Here is a 16,685-nt window from a genome sequence, read left to right on the forward strand (position 1 = left end):
ACTTTATAATCAGACCCGTTTTTTCTCACTGGACTGAAGCATGGCTTATCAACTGAATCTTAACTGGCCCGAATTTTTAGAAAAATATTGGCAAAAACAACCTGTAGTATTAAAAAATGCATTTCCGAACTTTGTCGATCCTATTACGCCGGATGAGCTGGCGGGGCTGGCAATGGAAGCAGAAGTAGATAGCCGTCTGGTCAGTCATACCAATGGTCAGTGGCAGGCGAGTAATGGGCCATTTGAGCATTTTGATAATTTGGGTGAAACCGGCTGGTCACTGCTGGCTCAGGCGGTTAACCACTGGCATGCCCCCTCCGCTGAACTTGTGCGCCCATTTCGCGTGCTGCCGGACTGGCGCTTAGATGACCTGATGATCTCTTTTTCTGTTCCAGGTGGTGGTGTTGGGCCACACATTGATCAGTATGATGTATTCATCATTCAGGGGATGGGCCGCCGCCGTTGGCGTGTTGGTGATAAACTGCCGCTAAAACAGTTTTGCCCGCACCCGGCGCTGTTGCATGTTGAGCCATTCACGCCGATTATTGATGAAGATCTCGAACCGGGTGACATTTTATATATTCCACCGGGCTTCCCACACGATGGTTTCACCCATGAAACGGCGTTCAACTACTCGGTCGGCTTTCGTGGGCCAAATGGCCGAGACTTAATCAGCAGTTTCGCTGACTATGCGCTGGAAAATGATCTCGGTGGTGAACATTACAGTGATCCTGATTTAACCTGTCGGGAACATCCGGGGAGGGTTGAAGAGTATGAACTTGAGCGCCTGCGCGGCATGATGGTCGATACGATTAATCAGCCGGAAGATTTCAAACAGTGGTTTGGCCGCTTTGCCACCACGCCACGCCATGAGCTGGATATTGCACCAGCCGAGCCACCTTTCCAGCAGGAGGAGATTGTCGATGCACTGATGGGCGGTGAAGTCTTGACCCGTCTGAGTGGGTTGCGGGTTCTGCAAGTTGGCGACAATTTTTTCATCAATAGCGAACGGCTGGAAACCTCCGATCCTAAAGCCGCCGATGCACTGTGCCGTTACACCCATATAGGTAAAAAAGAGTTGGGTGGGGCGCTACAGAATTCAGCTTTTATTGCTGAGTTAACCGAACTGATTAATCAGGGCTATTGGTTCTTCGACGAATAATAGGTGAATAATAAAAGTCCCACTCAATCTGCGTGGGACTTTTGGTGCCTCATTTTTAGCCGCTTTGGGACTATATAGCTAATTAGTTTTTAGCGGTTTGATCAGCTGTGCCAGTGGTTTGGCCTTGGCTAATAGAGAAGGTGCCTTGATAGCTGTCATGGTCACCGATATTGGCCATTGAAACTGTTGGTGCCAAGATTGCTGCGATCAGGGTCAGTGCTGCGATAGTTGTTTTCATAATATGTTCTCTTCGGTTTGTATAAGTGAAAGCGGGTTGCTTTCGATAAGAGGAATGTTACGCCGATCACATTTTTTGGATATCGAAGAGAATTGCTCATCTTGGTCAAAAAAACTGTATAGCCCAATTAGGCCATTACATTGATACGTGGCAGAATGTAAAAAAACAATTACAGCTGTTTCACCTGAGATGACAAAGATATAAATATGGATCGCTCCCGCTTACTCAAGTTCCTGCTGCCCTATCTGTGGCCAAAGAATAACCGCAAACTCCGCTACTACCTGATGGCCGCCATCATATTTATGGTGGTTTCTAAGGTCAGCACAACACTGGTGCCACTGGCCTACAAGGCGATGATCGACACATTAAGCAGTGAAAGCGCCAGGATGTTGGCTATTCCGATCAGCCTTATTATCGCCTACGGGATCGCGAGAATTAGCGCCTCTTTATTTGAAGAGCTGCGCAACGTGATGTTTATTCATATCAGCCAGAATGCGACTCGGCTACTTGGATTGCGGGTATTTAAACAGTTACATGAGCTAAGTTTGCGCTTTCATCTTGACCGACAAACGGGTGGTTTATCTTTGTCGATCGAGCGCGGAACACAAGCGGTTGCTACGGTACTTTCACGCCTGCTGTTCTCCATATTCCCTATTTTGTTTGAGATAACGCTGGTCTCTTTGATCATGTGGCATCTATTAGATGGCTGGTTTGCACTCGCCATTTTGGTCACGGTCGCCTGTTATATCCTATTTACGGTGATGGCTGTCAGTTGGCGAACCCGCTTTCGGCGCGAACTTAATCAGGCCAATGCGGATGCCAACACTAAATCTATCGACAGTTTACTCAATTATGAAACCGTAAAATATTTTGGCAATGAAGAGTTTGAAGCCGAACGTTTCAATAAGTCGCGGCAGCTGTATGAACATGCGGCAATAAAAAATCAATTCAGTTTTACTGCATTAAGTCTCGGGCAAACGGCCATTATCTCAGTAGGATTAGTGGTCATGATGGCGATGGCAGCGAAAGGTATCACCCAAGGTCGAATGACTATCGGTGATTTTGTCTTGGTCAATGCCTACCTTTTACAGTTATATCAGCCGCTTAATTTCTTTGGTTTTATTTACTCTGAGATCAGGCAGGCATTGATTGATATGGAGAATATGCTCAATTTGTTGATGGTTGAGCAAGAGATTACCGATAAGCCGGATGCCGCGACATTGCAGTTGACCCAAGGTGAAGTGCGCTTTGACTCAGTCAGTTTTGGTTATGATCCGCGTAGACCTATTTTGAATAACGTGAGTTTTACCATTCCTCCGGGCAAAACGGTGGCGGTTGTGGGGGCTTCAGGGGCGGGCAAGTCAACACTCTCCCGTTTGCTGTTCCGTTTTTACGATGTGACTGATGGCGCGGTGCTTATTGACGGGCAAGATATCCGCAATGTCACTCAGGCCAGCCTGCGCAAGGCGATTGGTATCGTGCCTCAAGATACCGTGCTATTTAATGACACGCTGCGTTATAACATTGCTTATGGCAGAACATCAGCCAGTTTTTCAGAGATAGAGCGGGCCGCAAAACTGGCACATATTCACAATTTTATCAGTAGCTTGCCAGATGGCTATGACACCCGAGTTGGCGAGCGGGGGCTTAAATTATCCGGCGGTGAAAAACAACGGGTAGCGATTGCCCGCACTATTCTCAAAAATCCGGCGATATTGGTTTTCGATGAAGCTACCAGTGCGTTGGATACCCAGACTGAACGTGAAATTCAGGCCCATTTGCGGGAGGTCAGCCGTGATCACACCACGCTGGTTATTGCCCACCGTTTATCAACCATCATTGATGCTGATGAAATTATTGTGCTGGAAGCGGGTTCGATTGTTGAGCGTGGGCGTCATGAGGCGCTGCTGCTGAAAAATGGCCGATACTCAGCCATGTGGCAAAATCAATATCATGAAGAAGAACAACTCGTGGAGTGATGATGAGTTGTTCTTAAATTCTAATCAAAAGAGTGCATAAGAGTAACTTCACACTCTTTTCGCTGATATTGATTGATCTCTGGCACTAATTGTCTGAAATGCGCGGTGGCGCAATGTATATCCAGAGCGGCTTGATCTGGCCACTCTTCAATAAAAATAAAGTGGCCAGGATCTTTATGGTCAATAAATAGATCGTAGGATACACAGAGTGGTTCAAGTTTTGTACATGCGACTAACTCTTGGTAGAGCGGCATAACATCATCAATATGTTCCAGTTTTATAAAATCTTGGGCAATCACTTTTAGCATGAGTTTGGCCGCCTTAAGCTCCGGTAAAATAGGTGTAAGCGAAAACCGCCAGCGCCAGCGCTATCATAATTAGGGTTGTTTTTCTCAGTTTCACACTGTTCTCATTATCAGTTGTTGGTATTCATCATAGCCCAAGAAGATAGCGGAAAATGAGTTAGAAAACATCGACTCACTTAAAATAGTCAGATTCAGTTGGTATTTTCAATCGACTATTGCGTCGATAGTATGGCTTCCTTTAGCGGAACTTAGCTTCTAAGATTGATCTTGTTCACGGTTTAAATATAATTATTTGTGTTAATTCTTTACTGTGTGCTGAGTAGTGTGGAGGTGTGTAATGTCAGCACTAGAGAAAATTGTTTCCGCATATTGCCATACCAGTCTGGACTTTGTGGCATCCACGATTGCTTTTATGGAAAACCAAAAGAAGAAAATTAGGATTGATAAAATTGAGGCGAAACTTTCGTCCGATGAACTTGAGTTCTTCCGAGAAAGATTGGCTCACTACAGAGATATTTATCGGCCTTTGTAGTCCATCAACCTTAAATAAGCCGCCTGAGGGCGGCTTATCTTATTGTAAAAACACGGGTCCTCTGTTACTTGCTTGTTTTTTGCTCAAATAACACTCAAATCAACTAAAGTTAATACAGGCAATGCACTTACTGTGGGGCCTGTTATGTACCATAAAATAGATGGCAGCGAATACCGGCGTATCTTTGTTGTTGGTGATATTCATGGTTGCTATAAAAAGCTGATGGATGCTTTGGATCGTGTGCAGTTTGAGCGCTCTGCTGATTTACTGGTTTCTGTCGGGGATTTAGCGGATCGCGGTCCACAGAATATTGAATGTTATGAGCTAATTAATGCTCATTGGTTTCGTGCTGTTCGTGGCAATCATGAGCAAATGGCGATTGATATGCTGGCAGGTGGCGAGGTTGATACCTGGATGGCGAATGGAGGCCGCTGGTTTTTCTTACTCGATGACAGTAAAAAATCTCAGGTTGAAGGGCTAATTAAGCGGGCTGAGCAGTTACCCTTGGTGATCGAAATTACAACTGAGCGCGGCAAGTATATTATCGCCCATGCTGATTACCCCTCAGATGAATATGTGTACGGTAAACCCATCAGTGAGCATTTAGTGGTATGGAACCGTAAGCGCCTTAATGCTGCCATGAAGGGAGAGAGTGAGGCCATTAAAGGAGCGGATAAATTTATATTCGGTCATACACCATTGGTAAAGCCGTTGCTGTTTAAAAATCAACTCTATATCGATACGGGTGCGGTATTTGGTAATACGCTAACCCTGATTCAGATTCAATAAGTAAGTAAATTGATAGGGTCGCCTGCTTACTGAAAAGTGATAGCCTCCGTTTAGAGCAGAGGCTATTTAGGCCATATCAATCAAAATGAGATGAATCGCGATGTGTACTTATTGAGTAATAGGAGTCGTGATAATAGTACCGACGCGGCAAATACGGATAACAGAAGTGTAAATCTCAGTGTCACATCTGATAAATTATATGCACTGGAAATAAAGTAGAAAATCCCATCATGTAGTATATAGACCCCAATCATTGAAGGGCTGATATAGGCTAAGGCTTTCTTTATCCACTCATGCTTAGTGTTAAAGTTATCAAATATGACAAATAAGCATAAACTTAGAATTAAAACGTGTAAGTTATCGAGGAAATAGCCTGCATTCACTGTTTTGTATACATGTATCGACATAAAGCTTTCATAATAATACATCGAAATAGCTGTCGGGATTAACAGTATTTTAGCAATGAAACGTATTCTTGGTAGTTTTGTTATTTTCTGACATATCCTTGAGCACAAAAATCTACCGGCCATATAATAGAAAATCCACGTCCATAATCTAAAGTATTGTGGAAAATCAATCAGGTATGGTCTCTCGGTGAATGTGCTAATAAGGTCGATAGAGACAGAGAAGATGACCAAACAGGAGAGGGTAATTATTGCTGTTCTGTTGCTTTTTAAGACTTTAGAGATTATCGGATTAATCAGGTAGATAATGGCAATGCTGAATAAAAGCCAACTTTGCAGGAAATAGCCCCGTTTGAATCCATCCTCATTGATAAAGTAGAAGAGAACGTTCCAGAAGATAATAATAGTTATGATTGATTTTAACTTTCTGAAGATATCTTTTTGATCTATTTGATCATTAGAGTCGATATACCCAATAATCATGAAAAAAAGAGGGGTTGCGATGATCGATAGAAAGTACAAAACACTCATCACTTCACCACCTAAAAAACACTGTTCAGTGCAGGTTTTACTGGCGGAATAGAAGGTTACAGCAGAAAAGCAGCTTAAGGTTTTTAGGGCATGTAAACCGACGTTTCTCATAAAGTAGTTTGACTTACAATAAGGTTAAATGAGAAAGCAGCGTCATAGGGGATATGGTTTTCATCAGGCTTTTCCTATTCAGACTACTAATTTTTCTATATTTTTGCATACAATCTGAAAGCTGTCACGCTCAGTAAAATTTATCATAAGTAAACAGCTAAGAAATATTTTCTATAGAAAAAGACATTTCCTACATCTTCCGGTGTTGACATCCTATATATCTGCGAATCTCTCTATGGTTTACTGAGGAAACAGAGGTGTGTCCTGGGTTATCTTTATAATTTTTAATGATATTTATTTCATTATAACCAGGTCTGAGTTAATGATTTATGGGGTGCTTAGGCACTAGCGGGTGTGGCCAATATGATAAGCTGTATGATAGTTGATAACGATAAATATCAAACACTGGGTATGGTAACTATCGTAAAAAAAATATTCACATCGTTAGGCTTTAAGAAAGAGATTAAATTCTATCGGAAGTCATTCTATTCAGCGGATATAATTTTTATTGGTGTCGATGAATTCAGCTTTTTCGATGCGCTAAAAAGCTTGGACAGATCGCCATCAGAAGCGGATGTCTTTTTGATTTGCGATGCGAGATTAAATAGTTTTCTACAGGGAATTCCACGATTCAGTAACGTAACGATGATCTTCAGGGAAGATTCACTCGAAGCCGTAACCAATAAAATTTCAACGGTGTTCAAACGCAAGCTTCGTGGGCTTAAAGAAAACTTAACCGAGCGCAAAAATACTAATGTATTAAGTCTGGCGTCATCAGAACGTCAGTATTTGACACCTAATGAAAATATCGTGCTGAAGCTATTTAATGAAGGTTTCTCCGGTGGTGATATCGCCAGAATTCTGAAAAAGAGTGAGAAAACAGTAAGTGGGCAAAAACGCTCAGCGATGAAAAAATTGGGTGCACGTACAGACGTTGAGTTAATTAAAATGTTTATGTTCAAATAGTTAATATGAAAAATGGACTGAATTTTTTTGTTACTTTTCCCGTCAACACCAGAGAATATCTAAGGGATGTTGTTATTATAGCGGGCAGGGATGCCAGCATTAAAACTCCGGGGGTACTCGGATGGCCCCAAAGCTATTTGGGGCCAGTTATCGGTGCGGATACCAAACAATCTCAGTAGAAAATAGTCAGTATCAAATACACTTCAACTTAGCAACCGTACTATCAATATCGACTTCATGCTCTGAAAATGTATAAGTTACATTTTGGAATGTGGTTATCGACAGCATTTTCAGTGGTACTGTTTTTTCTGCAATATCTTCTTCTTGCGGTCGGATTTTATTCATCAGTAAATTCACTGAGAGGACGGTGTTGGCCTTGTCGACTTCAGCCTGTGCAGGAACTTCTTTAGTGAAGGTGTTGAATGATTTAATGCTGGTGAGTTTGATTCTCTCGTTGGCAATGAATATATATTTACTCTCAATAGCCACTTTCACTGCAAATGCGGACAACCCTTTGGTATTGGTTGTTGGCTCAAAAGTGACCTCAGCCCCTTTTTTGATCATCTCGGGATTAGCAACTTTAATAACGTGAAAATAACGGTTATCTCCGTTCTCATCGGTGATAAAACCAAAACCTTTATCTTCAAAAAAAGTTGTTATTCTACCGTTCATCATGCATCTCATATTAGCGTATCCAATGGGTAAGTATAATACAGGGGAATAGCTTTCAGATACAGTCTGGCGGGTTTTTAGGCCCAGTGAAGGTGAGCTGAAAATAGAAAAAATGCGGATTTCTGTGCTGAAAATGCGACTGAAAAGGTGGGGTTTTCTCTTTTTATCTCTTTTTTGTGATCTCGGCTGTGGACAAGAATCGGTTCTATTGCTGTACTGTATCTGACACACATTTTGTGTCCAACATCCACGTAAAGGTAAGTTTGATGTCTAAGATTAAAGGTAGCGTTAAGTGGTTCAATGAGTCCAAAGGTTTCGGCTTCATTACCCCAGAAGATGGCAGCAAGGACGTTTTCGTTCATTTCTCAGCCATCGCTAGCAACGGTTTCAAAACTCTTGCTGAAGGCCAGCGTGTAGAATTTGAAATCACGAACGGTGCCAAAGGGCCATCTGCTGCTAATGTTATCGCTATCTAAGTAGCCCATATTTCTTAAAACCCGCCTCAATAGGCGGGTTTTTTATTTTTGGCACTGATATAGCGATGGAAGTGGTGTTAGCTAAAAGAGATATATTTTTAGGAAAATCACGGTGATAGACAGGCAAAAAATCACTGTTAACCACTCAACCCGCGTCTTAGGTAATCCAAACATAGCAAGATCCAACACTTCAGCCACCACCATCGGTTAACTGTTCTCTACCCAATGATTATCGGGTTTGTAGATTAAGAAAACATTAAGACGGTGTCGCTCTTGGTATTACTGCCCTGCGAAGTGATTGACCAGCAGAAAGGCCAGCATGGTCATGGCAAGTGAACCTGCCAGATTTAGTAAGATACTACCTGCGGCCCAAGCTAGTTTACCATCCTGAATCAAATAGACCACTTCGACAGAGAAGGTGGAAAATGTTGTTAGCCCGCCACAAAAACCGGTAGTAATCAGTAACTTCCATATAGGATCAATATCAGTAAGGCGGGTAAAAAGCGCCAATGCCAGACCAATAATAAAGGCCCCAATCAGGTTTACAACCAGTGTCCCTAGCGGGATATTAGGTGATAGATTGTTGAGCTTCATGCTGACCAACCAACGGGCTACGCTGCCCACACCACCACCAATAAATACTGCCAGTAACGTATTAAACATAAACACCTTTCTTGATGAACACCTGTGGTGCAGGGGCTTTTTATCGCCTGCAACGTATTAGCTCGCTAACTCAATGCGATTGCGGCCATTATCTTTTGCCAGGTAGAGTGCGGAGTCGGCGGCTTTTAACCATTGTTGATAGTTAATCATGTCATGCCTGTAATCAGCAATGCCGGCGCTGACTCTGAGTTGCAGGGAGGGTGCTTGCTCAAAAACTAAATTGGCTAACTTTTCCTGAATTCGAGTTAACACTTCCCGTGTTTGCTCCGCCGTGGTATTTGGCAAAATCGCGCCAAACTCATCGCCACCATAGCGGCCGACAATGTCGATGGCCCGTAGCCCCAGTAATAGCTCTTCGGCAAGAACCGTAATGGCATCGTCACCGACGGCATGACCAAAGGTGTCATTAATAGATTTGAAATTATCAATATCAAGCAAAATCAGTGTGGCACCATGCTGATAACGTCGACAACTGTCAAATTGATTATGTAACTGATGCTCCCAGTGTCTGCGGTTATATAATCCAGTCAATCCATCTCTGACGCTGATGCGTAATAACTCTTCCCTATTTTCGGCCAGACGTTTTGCGGTTCGATAGGTCACTAATCCCAGTAGGGAGGGGTAGACGACTATCATTGGCAGGCAAGCATAAACCTGAAGCGGTGAGGTTTCTGGTTTAAAGGGTAAATTAAATATCCACGCGGTCAATAAGCTACAGGCAATTTGTAATGCCAGCCCTTTGCAAAAGACGTTTTTGCCGCCTGAAGCAATATTATTCATACTCATCATTGATAAAATAACCACCGATGGCAGGGCATTGAACGACATGATTGCCACCCAGACTCCACCTAGGGCTGAGTCTATTTTCATGTTGAGTATTTCTTGCTCAAATGGCTCTTCAGAGCGCGAGGCCAGCAGGAATGCGATGTGTGGCCAGACTAATCCGTTGAGTGCGAGCACTATCCATAACCAGAGTGGCGCATTCTGAGTGTAGAGTACCGAGCTAACACATAACATGCCAATGCCTAAGCCAAATGCTCGAGGTAAATAGGTCCTTTTAGCAAAACTTAATCCCGATCGCCGGGTATTTATTCTACTTGAATAAGGCAATTGGCGGTTCCCTCGTTTTTTGCTTTGGGGGGATGTTAACGGCAATGTCTCATCCGGAATGAGTCAAAATGAGTGGAATAGACTCTTGAGTAAATCATAGTTCACTAACGAAATCTGTTACATATTACTGTTGTTTTAATCGGAAATTTATTCGTAAATAGCTCATGATTTAATGAACTGAACTCTCATCAAGAAGGCATATATGGAAGGTATCAGCATTACCAAATTGTTGGTCGTTGGTATATTGATTGTGTTGTTGTTTGGCACTAGCAAATTACGCACACTGGGTGCGGATTTGGGCGCAGCTTTGAAGGGCTTCAAAAAAGCCATGGGTAATGATGATGCGCCAGCAGCAAGTGCGACTGCTGAGTCCAAAGCGGCAACAGAAACTAAAGCGACACCGCCGATCGAACATAAAGAGTGATTGTTGCATTGGGTTTAGCCAATATTGTGGCTAACACGAAAGAACACTCACCCTAATTAGATTGTTATCGGCAATAATATTATTCCTGATAACAAAAAACGGATCTCCAATGGAAATCCGTTTTTTGTGTCTGCGGCATAAGGTGTAATAAGTTATTTCAGTGATGCAGGGCCTGAATGGATGTTCAGGCCCCAGCTTATTTGACCTCTAACCCTTTTGCTTGCAGGTCAGCGTGGTAAGAAGAGCGAACAAACGGGCCACAAGCCGCATGGGTAAAGCCCATCGCCATGGCTTCCGCCTTCATTTCGTCAAACTCAGCCGGGCTGACATAACGTTGTACCGGCAAGTGGTGACGGCTAGGTTGTAAATATTGGCCTAGTGTCAACATGGTTACCCCGTGACGGCGTAAATCCCGCATCACTTCAACGATTTCGGCATTGGTTTCACCCAAACCGACCATCAAACCAGACTTGGTTGGAATATCAGGATGCGCTTCTTTAAAGCGTTCCAATAATTTGAGCGACCACTCGTAGTTAGCACCGGGGCGCACTTGGCGATAGACCCGTGGCACGTTTTCCAGATTGTGGTTAAACACATCGGGTGGTGTCGCCGTCAAAATCTCTAATGCGCGATCCATACGGCCACGGAAATCAGGCACCAGCGTTTCAATCTTAATGGTGGGATTCTTGGCACGAATAGCGGAGATACAATCAGCAAAATGCTGAGCACCGCCATCACGCAGGTCATCACGGTCAACCGAGGTGATAACGACATAGCGCAAGCCCATATCTTGAATGGTCTGACCCAGTTTTTCCGGCTCATTGGCATCCGGGGCAACTGGGCGGCCATGTGCCACGTCGCAGAATGGGCAACGGCGAGTACAGATAGCGCCGAGGATCATAAAGGTCGCGGTACCGTGGTTGAAGCACTCAGACAAGTTAGGGCAGGAGGCTTCTTCGCAAACCGAGTGCAGACCGTTTTTGCGCATTGCGGCCTTAATGCCCTGAATACGGCTGGAGTCGGCAGGGAGTTTGATTTTCATCCATTCGGGTTTACGCAGCAGCTCCTGACGTTCGGTAACCACGGTTTTAATCGGGATTAACGCCATTTTATCTGCGTCACGGTATTTTACGCCGCGTTCCATCTGAATCGGTTTACTCATAATCGTGCAGGTTCCAGTTCTGAATCTCTCAATTTGAGATTTTTTATTGAATTCAACGTGATGCGGCGATCGTTAAAAAATATTTGAAAATTGTATAAAAATTATATCATCTGTCGCGGTCAACTAAAACTGGCCACCCCATTCCGCCCCCATTTATTCTTCTTACTCGACGTCGTCGGGCAACTGGGTAACTTACAGTGCATCAGGGGAGAGATAATCACTTAATGACCAGGGTTGCAGTTCGGCGTCGGGGTAACCTAGCTGATGGGTGAATTGGCGCACTAATACCGGCTGGATATCAGCCACGGTTGTACCCGCTTGCAATGCACTAACTTGAGTCATCTGCATGCCCGCATAGCCACAGGGGTTAATGCGCTGGAAGGGTTGCAGATCCATGGCAATATTCAGTGCCAGACCGTGAAACGAGCAGCCTCTGCGGATACGTAGCCCCAGTGAGCATATCTTTTGCTGACCAACATAGACGCCGGGTGCATCCGGGCGGGCTTGTGAATCAATGCCAAAAGAGGTCAGTGTCTGTATCACCGTATTCTCAATAGCCGTCACTAACTGCCGCACGCCCATTTTGGCGCGTTTGAGGTCAATCATGATATACATCACCTGCTGCCCGGGGCCGTGGTAGGTGACTTGACCGCCCCTGTCACTTTGGATAACCGGAATATCGCCGGGCATCAGAACATGTTCAGCTTTTCCTGCCTGGCCCTGAGTAAAGACGGGTTGATGCTCCACCAGCCAGATTTCATCCGGCGTAGCATCAGTGCGAAACTCAGTGAAGTCATGCATAGCTTGGGATACGGGGGGGTAGGGTTGCAACCCCAATTGACGTAAAATGATCTTGTGTTGTTGCAAGCGAGTCATCATCTGGTTACAGAAATGGTGGCGTCAGTATACCAGCCCAGTTGTGTGGGGCTACTATTTTGGCATTTAAAAAAATAGGACCCGGAGTGGGATTCACCCGTCCGGGCCATCATCTGAGTAGATTGGATATTTTACCTGTCACCAAATGTACCGGTTACAGCACCATCCGCACCAGTTCAAGCTTACCTAACTCTTCGTACAGTGTCTCCACCTGCTCAATATGGGTGGCGGTGATGGTGATGGAGACGGAGTGATAGTTACCTTTGCTGCTCGGTTTTACCTGCGGGGAGTAGTCACCCGGAGCATGGCGCTGTACCACTTCAACCACCTGGTTAACCAACTGAGGTTCAGCAATGCCCATTACCTTGTAGGTAAAAGAACAAGGGAACTCAAGCAGTTCGTGCAGTTTAGTTTTCATGTGCGCTCCTGGGTTGTGTCGCCGAATGATAAAGAGCATTCGACTATAAAATTATAACTCCCGCCGGAGCGGGAGTTTTATATTATTTATAATGTGGGGGCGATTTTCTGGCTTTCAAGCGCCAGCCGATTAGCCGAACCAGCGGTGGAACATCAGTTTGATGTAATCCACCATGCGGCTAAAGATCCCGCCCTCTTTCACTTCGTTCATTACCACCAGTGGGCGCTGGTCGATGGTTTTGCCATCTAACTGGAAGTTAATCATCCCAACAACCTGATTTTTCGCCAATGGGGCATGAATTTCAGGTGTATTCAGCACATAGCTGGCTTTCAGATCTTTCATGCGGCCACGTGGGATGGTCAGGTAAACGTCTTTATCAACACCCAACTGCACGCGATCACTGTCACCGAACCAGACGGGTTCTGAAGCAAACTCTTTACCCACTTTCAGCGGTGCCACAGTTTCAAAGAAACGGAAGCCCCAGGTTAGCAGTTTTTTACTCTCAGTTTCGCGGCCTTTATAGGTGCGACCACCCAGTACTGCTGAGATCAACCGCATCTGCCCATCAGTGGCTGAGGCCACCAAATTATAGCCAGCAGAGGCGGTATGACCGGTTTTGATGCCATCAACATTCAAACTGGTATCCCACAGTAGACCGTTACGGTTCATCTGGCGGATATTGTTGAAGGTGAACTCTTTCTCTTTGTAGATAGCATACTCATCCGGCACATCACGAATCAGTGCTTGCCCAATCAGCGCCATATCGCGCGCAGAGCTATATTGACCCTCGGCATCTAAGCCGTGCACGGTTTTGAACTGGGTATTTTTCAAACCCAGCGCGTTAACGTAGTTATTCATCAGGTTAACGAATGAGTCCTGGCTACCGGCGACGTAATCGGCCATAGCAACACAGGCATCGTTACCCGATTGCAGGTTGATACCCCGGGTCAGTTTAGAAACCGGGACGCGGTCGCCGGGTTTCAGGAACATCAACGAGGAGCCTTGGAACTCCGGATTACCCGTCGCCCAGGCATCTTTACCCACGGTAACCATATCTTCCGGCCCGATTTTACCGGCTTTGATTGCCTGACCAATAACATAGCTGGTCATCATTTTGGTCAAACTGGCCGGGTTGCGACGGGCATCAGCATTCATTTCTGCCAATACTTTGCCGGAGTTGTAATCAATCAGAATATAGGCTTCCGCGTCGATCTGTGGCACGCCGGGGATCATGGTTTTCAGATTGACGTCATCAGCGTTTGCAGCAGAAGCTGCGCTCATAACAATAACAGTGCCGAGCGCCAGGCTCTTGATAATGCGAGAAGTAGTTACATATTTCATGATCAGGACAACAACATCCGTGGGAGTAAGTTAAGAACGTGCCACACTATAACATACCCTGTTCAATTGGCGTTGCAGCTGTGTTAGCCGCTCTCACTTATCCGAATCACTGACTTGAGTCAGCTCATTGGGATTCGCTCTTTTGCTGCCTTGCAGCAATGCTAATCAGTTTGGGGTACATCAATGTAGCGTTTATACTTTCAACCGTAACATCCTGTTTGTACAGTCGGTTACGGTTTTTTTAATGAGATAAGCCTTAAATTGCTACAAGGTATGTAGATTTAAGGTGCAGCAACCACAAATGATTGCTGCTGTGCTTCGCTCGACAGGCGCTGTTGCAGTTCAACCGCCTGTTGACGGCTGCTAAATGGCCCCAGTTGGACACGATGCACACTGCCATTGGTTGCTACTTTGCCCGGCACGCCGAAACGTTGGCTTAAGCTTTGCTGCCAGGTTTGCGCCCGCTGAGCATCGCTCAATGCACCGACCTGAACCACATAACCGCCTGATGTTGCCGTGGCAGTTGATGCTGCGGCTACTGATGACGTCACGGGGCCTGGGTTGGCAACAACCGGTGGGCTGACGGATGCCTCGCTCATCGCTGATGGTGCAGTCGCGGCGGGTTCTGATCCTTCCAGCACGCCAACGGGGACTGGGGTCGATGCACGTAGGAAGCCGCTACTTTGTGGCGCGACTGGCTGCGTGGCGTCAGCGCCAGACAAACTACTATTATCGATAGGGCGCACCGGTGCACTGACTGCGGGCGCATCCTGCTGTATTGGAGTCCCCATTCCGCTGGAGCCTAAATCCGGGCGGCTTGGCAATGCATAACTTTGCTTGGCGATAGTGGTGCCAACCATCCCGGGGCCTGAGAGCGAACCATCGGGTGCAACATTGATAAAATCAATCTTCACTTTGGTGTTATTGGAGATATTCAGGCGATCGGCAGCCGCTTTGGATAAGTCAATCACCCGCCCTGGGGTGTATGGGCCACGGTCATTCACGCGCACCACAATCTGGCGACCATTGCTGATGTTGGTTACCCGCACATAACTTGGGATCGGCAGTGTCGGGTGGGCGGCGGTTAAGGCATTGGGATCAAAGGTTTCACCCGTCGCCGTGGTGTTGCCGTTAGCTTCTTCACCATACCAGGCAGCAAGGCCGGTCTGAGAGAAGTTTTGCGGATCTTTGATGATGCTGTAGGAGTGACCATTAACCTTATAATCCTGATTGAAATTAGGATTGAAAGGCTCGTAGCGCGGCTCAGCACCGCCGATCTCGACTACCGGGCCGTTGTACGTCTGTTGCACCTGTTGCTGGGGTGCCGGGGGCTGACTGGTACATGCTGATAACAGCACGCCTGCGATGCCGATCCAAAGCCATTCCTTACGCATTGCTCACCTCTATAAATTCTTAGATAACATTTTTCGATGAGTATGTATCGACATCACGATACCAAACCCGGCCATCAGAACTATCAGCGCCGAGCCTCCGTAGCTGACCAAAGGCAAAGGTACGCCAACCACAGGTAAAATTCCACTGACCATACCTATGTTAACAAACACATAAACAAAGAGTATCAGCATTAATCCCCCGACCATAACACGGCCAAAGGTGGTTTGTGCATGGGCGGCAATCACCAGACCGCGCATGATCAGGCACAGATAAAGTGCTAAAAGCACCAAGAAGCCAATTAATCCCAACTCCTCTGCCAATACGGCAAAGATAAAGTCGGTATGGCGTTCCGGTAGGAATTCCAATTGCGACTGAGTGCCGTGTAACCAGCCTTTGCCCGATAATCCGCCTGAACCAATCGCAATTTTAGATTGAATAATATGATAACCCGCACCGAGCGGATCACTTTCCGGGTCCAGTAGCATCATCACGCGATCTCGCTGATAACCATGCATCAGGAAGAACCACAAAATAGGAATAAACCCAGCGACCAGGACGGCAGCAATGGCGATTAAGCGCCAGCTCATCCCCGAAAGGAACAAGACAAATAGACCCGAAGCCGCAATCAGGATTGATGTGCCAAGGTCAGGTTGAGCGGCCACCAGTAAGGTCGGCATAAAGATTAAAATTAACGCGATACCGGTATTTTTCAGTGAAGGAGGGCAGACATCACGGTTCATAAACCGAGCAACCATCAACGGCACTGCAATTTTAGCAATTTCAGAGGGTTGGAAGCGGATAAAGCCCAAATCCAACCAGCGCTGAGCCCCTTTACTGATCTGACCAAAAGCATCAACCAAGACCAGTAAAATCACGCAAACGAAATAGAGATAGGGCGCCCAGCTTTCATAGACGCGTGGCGGTATCTGCGCCATCACTAGCATGACAACCAGACCCATGGCAATTTGGCCCACCTTGCGCTCCATCATGCCCATGTCCTGCCCGCTTGCGCTCCACATCACGAAGGCGCTATAAGCCAGCAGCGCCAGGACGCAAAGCAGAAACGGCAGGTCAATGTGCATTTTGTACCACAAAGAGCCTTTTTGTTGATTATCAGTCATGAGTTACCTT

19 protein-coding genes are annotated in these 16,685 nt (G+C 45.8%); 7 read left to right on the top strand and 12 right to left on the bottom strand.

Annotation, left to right across the window (positions count from 1 at the left end):
- The first annotated feature begins 40 nt into the window (after positions 1-40).
- Positions 41-1,162 carry a ribosomal protein uL16 3-hydroxylase gene (locus tag HRK25_RS11915; protein WP_005278116.1) on the top strand — a complete coding sequence of 374 codons (1,122 nt, stop codon included), beginning with the start codon at positions 41-43 and terminating at the stop codon, positions 1,160-1,162.
- Between the two features lie 82 nt (positions 1,163-1,244).
- On the opposite strand, the gene HRK25_RS11920 is transcribed toward HRK25_RS11915, so the two are convergent.
- Entirely contained in the window at positions 1,245-1,400 is a 156-nt protein-coding gene (locus tag HRK25_RS11920; RefSeq protein WP_005278114.1) for a hypothetical protein, read from the bottom strand.
- Between the two features lie 206 nt (positions 1,401-1,606).
- Here HRK25_RS11920 and HRK25_RS11925 point away from each other — a divergent pair, with 206 nt between their 5' ends.
- A complete protein-coding gene (locus tag HRK25_RS11925) occupies positions 1,607-3,379 on the top strand; it encodes an ABCB family ABC transporter ATP-binding protein/permease (protein WP_005278105.1) in 1,773 nt (590 codons plus the stop codon).
- Positions 3,380-3,399: 20 nt separating this feature from the next.
- Here the strand turns inward: HRK25_RS11925 and HRK25_RS11930 are convergent, their stop codons facing one another.
- Positions 3,400-3,687, bottom strand: coding sequence for a putative quinol monooxygenase (locus tag HRK25_RS11930; RefSeq protein WP_005278095.1), 288 nt, complete (start codon positions 3,685-3,687; stop codon positions 3,400-3,402).
- 334 nt (positions 3,688-4,021) lie between these two features.
- On the opposite strand from HRK25_RS11930, the gene HRK25_RS11935 reads away from it, so the two are divergent.
- Positions 4,022-4,216: a glycogen synthase gene (locus HRK25_RS11935; protein WP_005278093.1), complete on the top strand. Its 195-nt coding sequence runs from the start codon at positions 4,022-4,024 to the stop codon at positions 4,214-4,216.
- A 144-nt stretch (positions 4,217-4,360) separates the two neighbouring features.
- On the top strand, positions 4,361-5,005 hold the full coding sequence (locus HRK25_RS11940) for a metallophosphoesterase (RefSeq protein WP_005278091.1): 645 nt from the start codon (positions 4,361-4,363) through the stop codon (positions 5,003-5,005).
- Between the two features lie 80 nt (positions 5,006-5,085).
- Here HRK25_RS11940 and HRK25_RS11945 read toward each other — a convergent pair whose 3' ends face one another.
- The gene (locus HRK25_RS11945; protein ID WP_005278090.1) at positions 5,086-6,051 is read right to left on the bottom strand and encodes an acyltransferase; all 966 of its coding nucleotides are present in this window, start codon (positions 6,049-6,051) and stop codon (positions 5,086-5,088) included.
- Between the two features lie 375 nt (positions 6,052-6,426).
- On the opposite strand from HRK25_RS11945, the gene HRK25_RS11950 reads away from it, so the two are divergent.
- Positions 6,427-7,017 (top strand): helix-turn-helix transcriptional regulator, encoded by a 591-nt coding sequence (locus HRK25_RS11950; protein ID WP_005278088.1) that lies wholly within the window; start codon positions 6,427-6,429, stop codon positions 7,015-7,017.
- Between the two features lie 192 nt (positions 7,018-7,209).
- Here the strand turns inward: HRK25_RS11950 and HRK25_RS11955 are convergent, their stop codons facing one another.
- Complete coding sequence (locus HRK25_RS11955) at positions 7,210-7,689, bottom strand: cold-shock protein (protein WP_005278086.1); 480 nt, start codon at positions 7,687-7,689, stop codon at positions 7,210-7,212.
- Between the two features lie 266 nt (positions 7,690-7,955).
- Here HRK25_RS11955 and cspE point away from each other — a divergent pair, with 266 nt between their 5' ends.
- Positions 7,956-8,165, top strand: a complete 210-nt coding sequence (cspE, locus tag HRK25_RS11960) for a transcription antiterminator/RNA stability regulator CspE (RefSeq protein ID WP_002210315.1) — start codon at positions 7,956-7,958, stop codon at positions 8,163-8,165.
- Positions 8,166-8,444: 279 nt separating this feature from the next.
- Here cspE and crcB read toward each other — a convergent pair whose 3' ends face one another.
- Together crcB and HRK25_RS11970 are read right to left on the bottom strand one after the other, a co-directional pair.
- On the bottom strand, positions 8,445-8,828 hold the full coding sequence (gene crcB / locus HRK25_RS11965; protein WP_032898670.1) for a fluoride efflux transporter CrcB: 384 nt from the start codon (positions 8,826-8,828) through the stop codon (positions 8,445-8,447).
- Between the two features lie 57 nt (positions 8,829-8,885).
- A complete protein-coding gene (locus HRK25_RS11970; RefSeq protein ID WP_005278080.1) occupies positions 8,886-9,845 on the bottom strand; it encodes a diguanylate cyclase in 960 nt (319 codons plus the stop codon).
- Positions 9,846-10,140: 295 nt separating this feature from the next.
- On the opposite strand from HRK25_RS11970, the gene tatA reads away from it, so the two are divergent.
- Entirely contained in the window at positions 10,141-10,362 is a 222-nt protein-coding gene (gene tatA / locus HRK25_RS11975) for a Sec-independent protein translocase subunit TatA (RefSeq protein WP_005278078.1), read from the top strand.
- Between the two features lie 196 nt (positions 10,363-10,558).
- Here tatA and lipA read toward each other — a convergent pair whose 3' ends face one another.
- The 6 genes from lipA to mrdB form a co-directional block, all read right to left on the bottom strand.
- Positions 10,559-11,524, bottom strand: a complete 966-nt coding sequence (gene lipA / locus HRK25_RS11980; RefSeq protein ID WP_005278076.1) for a lipoyl synthase — start codon at positions 11,522-11,524, stop codon at positions 10,559-10,561.
- Positions 11,525-11,716: 192 nt separating this feature from the next.
- Entirely contained in the window at positions 11,717-12,403 is a 687-nt protein-coding gene (gene lipB, locus HRK25_RS11985) for a lipoyl(octanoyl) transferase LipB (protein WP_005278075.1), read from the bottom strand.
- A 151-nt stretch (positions 12,404-12,554) separates the two neighbouring features.
- Positions 12,555-12,818, bottom strand: coding sequence for a DUF493 family protein YbeD (gene ybeD / locus HRK25_RS11990; RefSeq protein WP_032898667.1), 264 nt, complete (start codon positions 12,816-12,818; stop codon positions 12,555-12,557).
- 129 nt (positions 12,819-12,947) lie between these two features.
- Positions 12,948-14,159, bottom strand: a complete 1,212-nt coding sequence (gene dacA / locus HRK25_RS11995; RefSeq protein WP_032898665.1) for a D-alanyl-D-alanine carboxypeptidase DacA — start codon at positions 14,157-14,159, stop codon at positions 12,948-12,950.
- A 281-nt stretch (positions 14,160-14,440) separates the two neighbouring features.
- Positions 14,441-15,553 (bottom strand): endolytic peptidoglycan transglycosylase RlpA, encoded by a 1,113-nt coding sequence (gene rlpA / locus HRK25_RS12000; RefSeq protein ID WP_032898663.1) that lies wholly within the window; start codon positions 15,551-15,553, stop codon positions 14,441-14,443.
- Positions 15,554-15,562: 9 nt separating this feature from the next.
- Entirely contained in the window at positions 15,563-16,675 is a 1,113-nt protein-coding gene (mrdB, locus tag HRK25_RS12005) for a peptidoglycan glycosyltransferase MrdB (RefSeq protein WP_005278071.1), read from the bottom strand.
- Between the last annotated feature and the right edge of the window lie 10 nt (positions 16,676-16,685).

This window comes from Yersinia bercovieri ATCC 43970 (assembly GCF_013282745.1).
Lineage (GTDB): Bacteria > Pseudomonadota > Gammaproteobacteria > Enterobacterales > Enterobacteriaceae > Yersinia > Yersinia bercovieri.

Bases quoted from the DNA above. Each gene is read 5' to 3' on its own strand.
- HRK25_RS11930 (WP_005278095.1), bottom strand. From the start codon at position 3,687: ATGCTAAAAGTGATTGCCCAAGATTTTATAAAACTGGAACATATTGAT.
- HRK25_RS11940 (WP_005278091.1), top strand. From the start codon at position 4,361: ATGTACCATAAAATAGATGGCAGCGAATACCGGCGTATCTTTGTTGTT.
- tatA (WP_005278078.1), top strand. From the start codon at position 10,141: ATGGAAGGTATCAGCATTACCAAATTGTTGGTCGTTGGTATATTGATT.
- HRK25_RS11920 (WP_005278114.1), bottom strand. From the start codon at position 1,400: ATGAAAACAACTATCGCAGCACTGACCCTGATCGCAGCAATCTTGGCA.
- HRK25_RS11970 (WP_005278080.1), bottom strand. From the start codon at position 9,845: ATGTTATGTGTTAGCTCGGTACTCTACACTCAGAATGCGCCACTCTGG.
- lipB (WP_005278075.1), bottom strand. From the start codon at position 12,403: ATGATGACTCGCTTGCAACAACACAAGATCATTTTACGTCAATTGGGG.
- rlpA (WP_032898663.1), bottom strand. From the start codon at position 15,553: ATGCGTAAGGAATGGCTTTGGATCGGCATCGCAGGCGTGCTGTTATCA.
- dacA (WP_032898665.1), bottom strand. From the start codon at position 14,159: ATGAAATATGTAACTACTTCTCGCATTATCAAGAGCCTGGCGCTCGGC.
- HRK25_RS11955 (WP_005278086.1), bottom strand. From the start codon at position 7,689: ATGAACGGTAGAATAACAACTTTTTTTGAAGATAAAGGTTTTGGTTTT.
- crcB (WP_032898670.1), bottom strand. From the start codon at position 8,828: ATGTTTAATACGTTACTGGCAGTATTTATTGGTGGTGGTGTGGGCAGC.
- HRK25_RS11925 (WP_005278105.1), top strand. From the start codon at position 1,607: ATGGATCGCTCCCGCTTACTCAAGTTCCTGCTGCCCTATCTGTGGCCA.
- ybeD (WP_032898667.1), bottom strand. From the start codon at position 12,818: ATGAAAACTAAACTGCACGAACTGCTTGAGTTCCCTTGTTCTTTTACC.
- HRK25_RS11915 (WP_005278116.1), top strand. From the start codon at position 41: ATGGCTTATCAACTGAATCTTAACTGGCCCGAATTTTTAGAAAAATAT.
- lipA (WP_005278076.1), bottom strand. From the start codon at position 11,524: ATGAGTAAACCGATTCAGATGGAACGCGGCGTAAAATACCGTGACGCA.
- HRK25_RS11950 (WP_005278088.1), top strand. From the start codon at position 6,427: ATGATAGTTGATAACGATAAATATCAAACACTGGGTATGGTAACTATC.
- cspE (WP_002210315.1), top strand. From the start codon at position 7,956: ATGTCTAAGATTAAAGGTAGCGTTAAGTGGTTCAATGAGTCCAAAGGT.
- HRK25_RS11935 (WP_005278093.1), top strand. From the start codon at position 4,022: ATGTCAGCACTAGAGAAAATTGTTTCCGCATATTGCCATACCAGTCTG.
- HRK25_RS11945 (WP_005278090.1), bottom strand. From the start codon at position 6,051: ATGAGAAACGTCGGTTTACATGCCCTAAAAACCTTAAGCTGCTTTTCT.
- mrdB (WP_005278071.1), bottom strand. From the start codon at position 16,675: ATGACTGATAATCAACAAAAAGGCTCTTTGTGGTACAAAATGCACATT.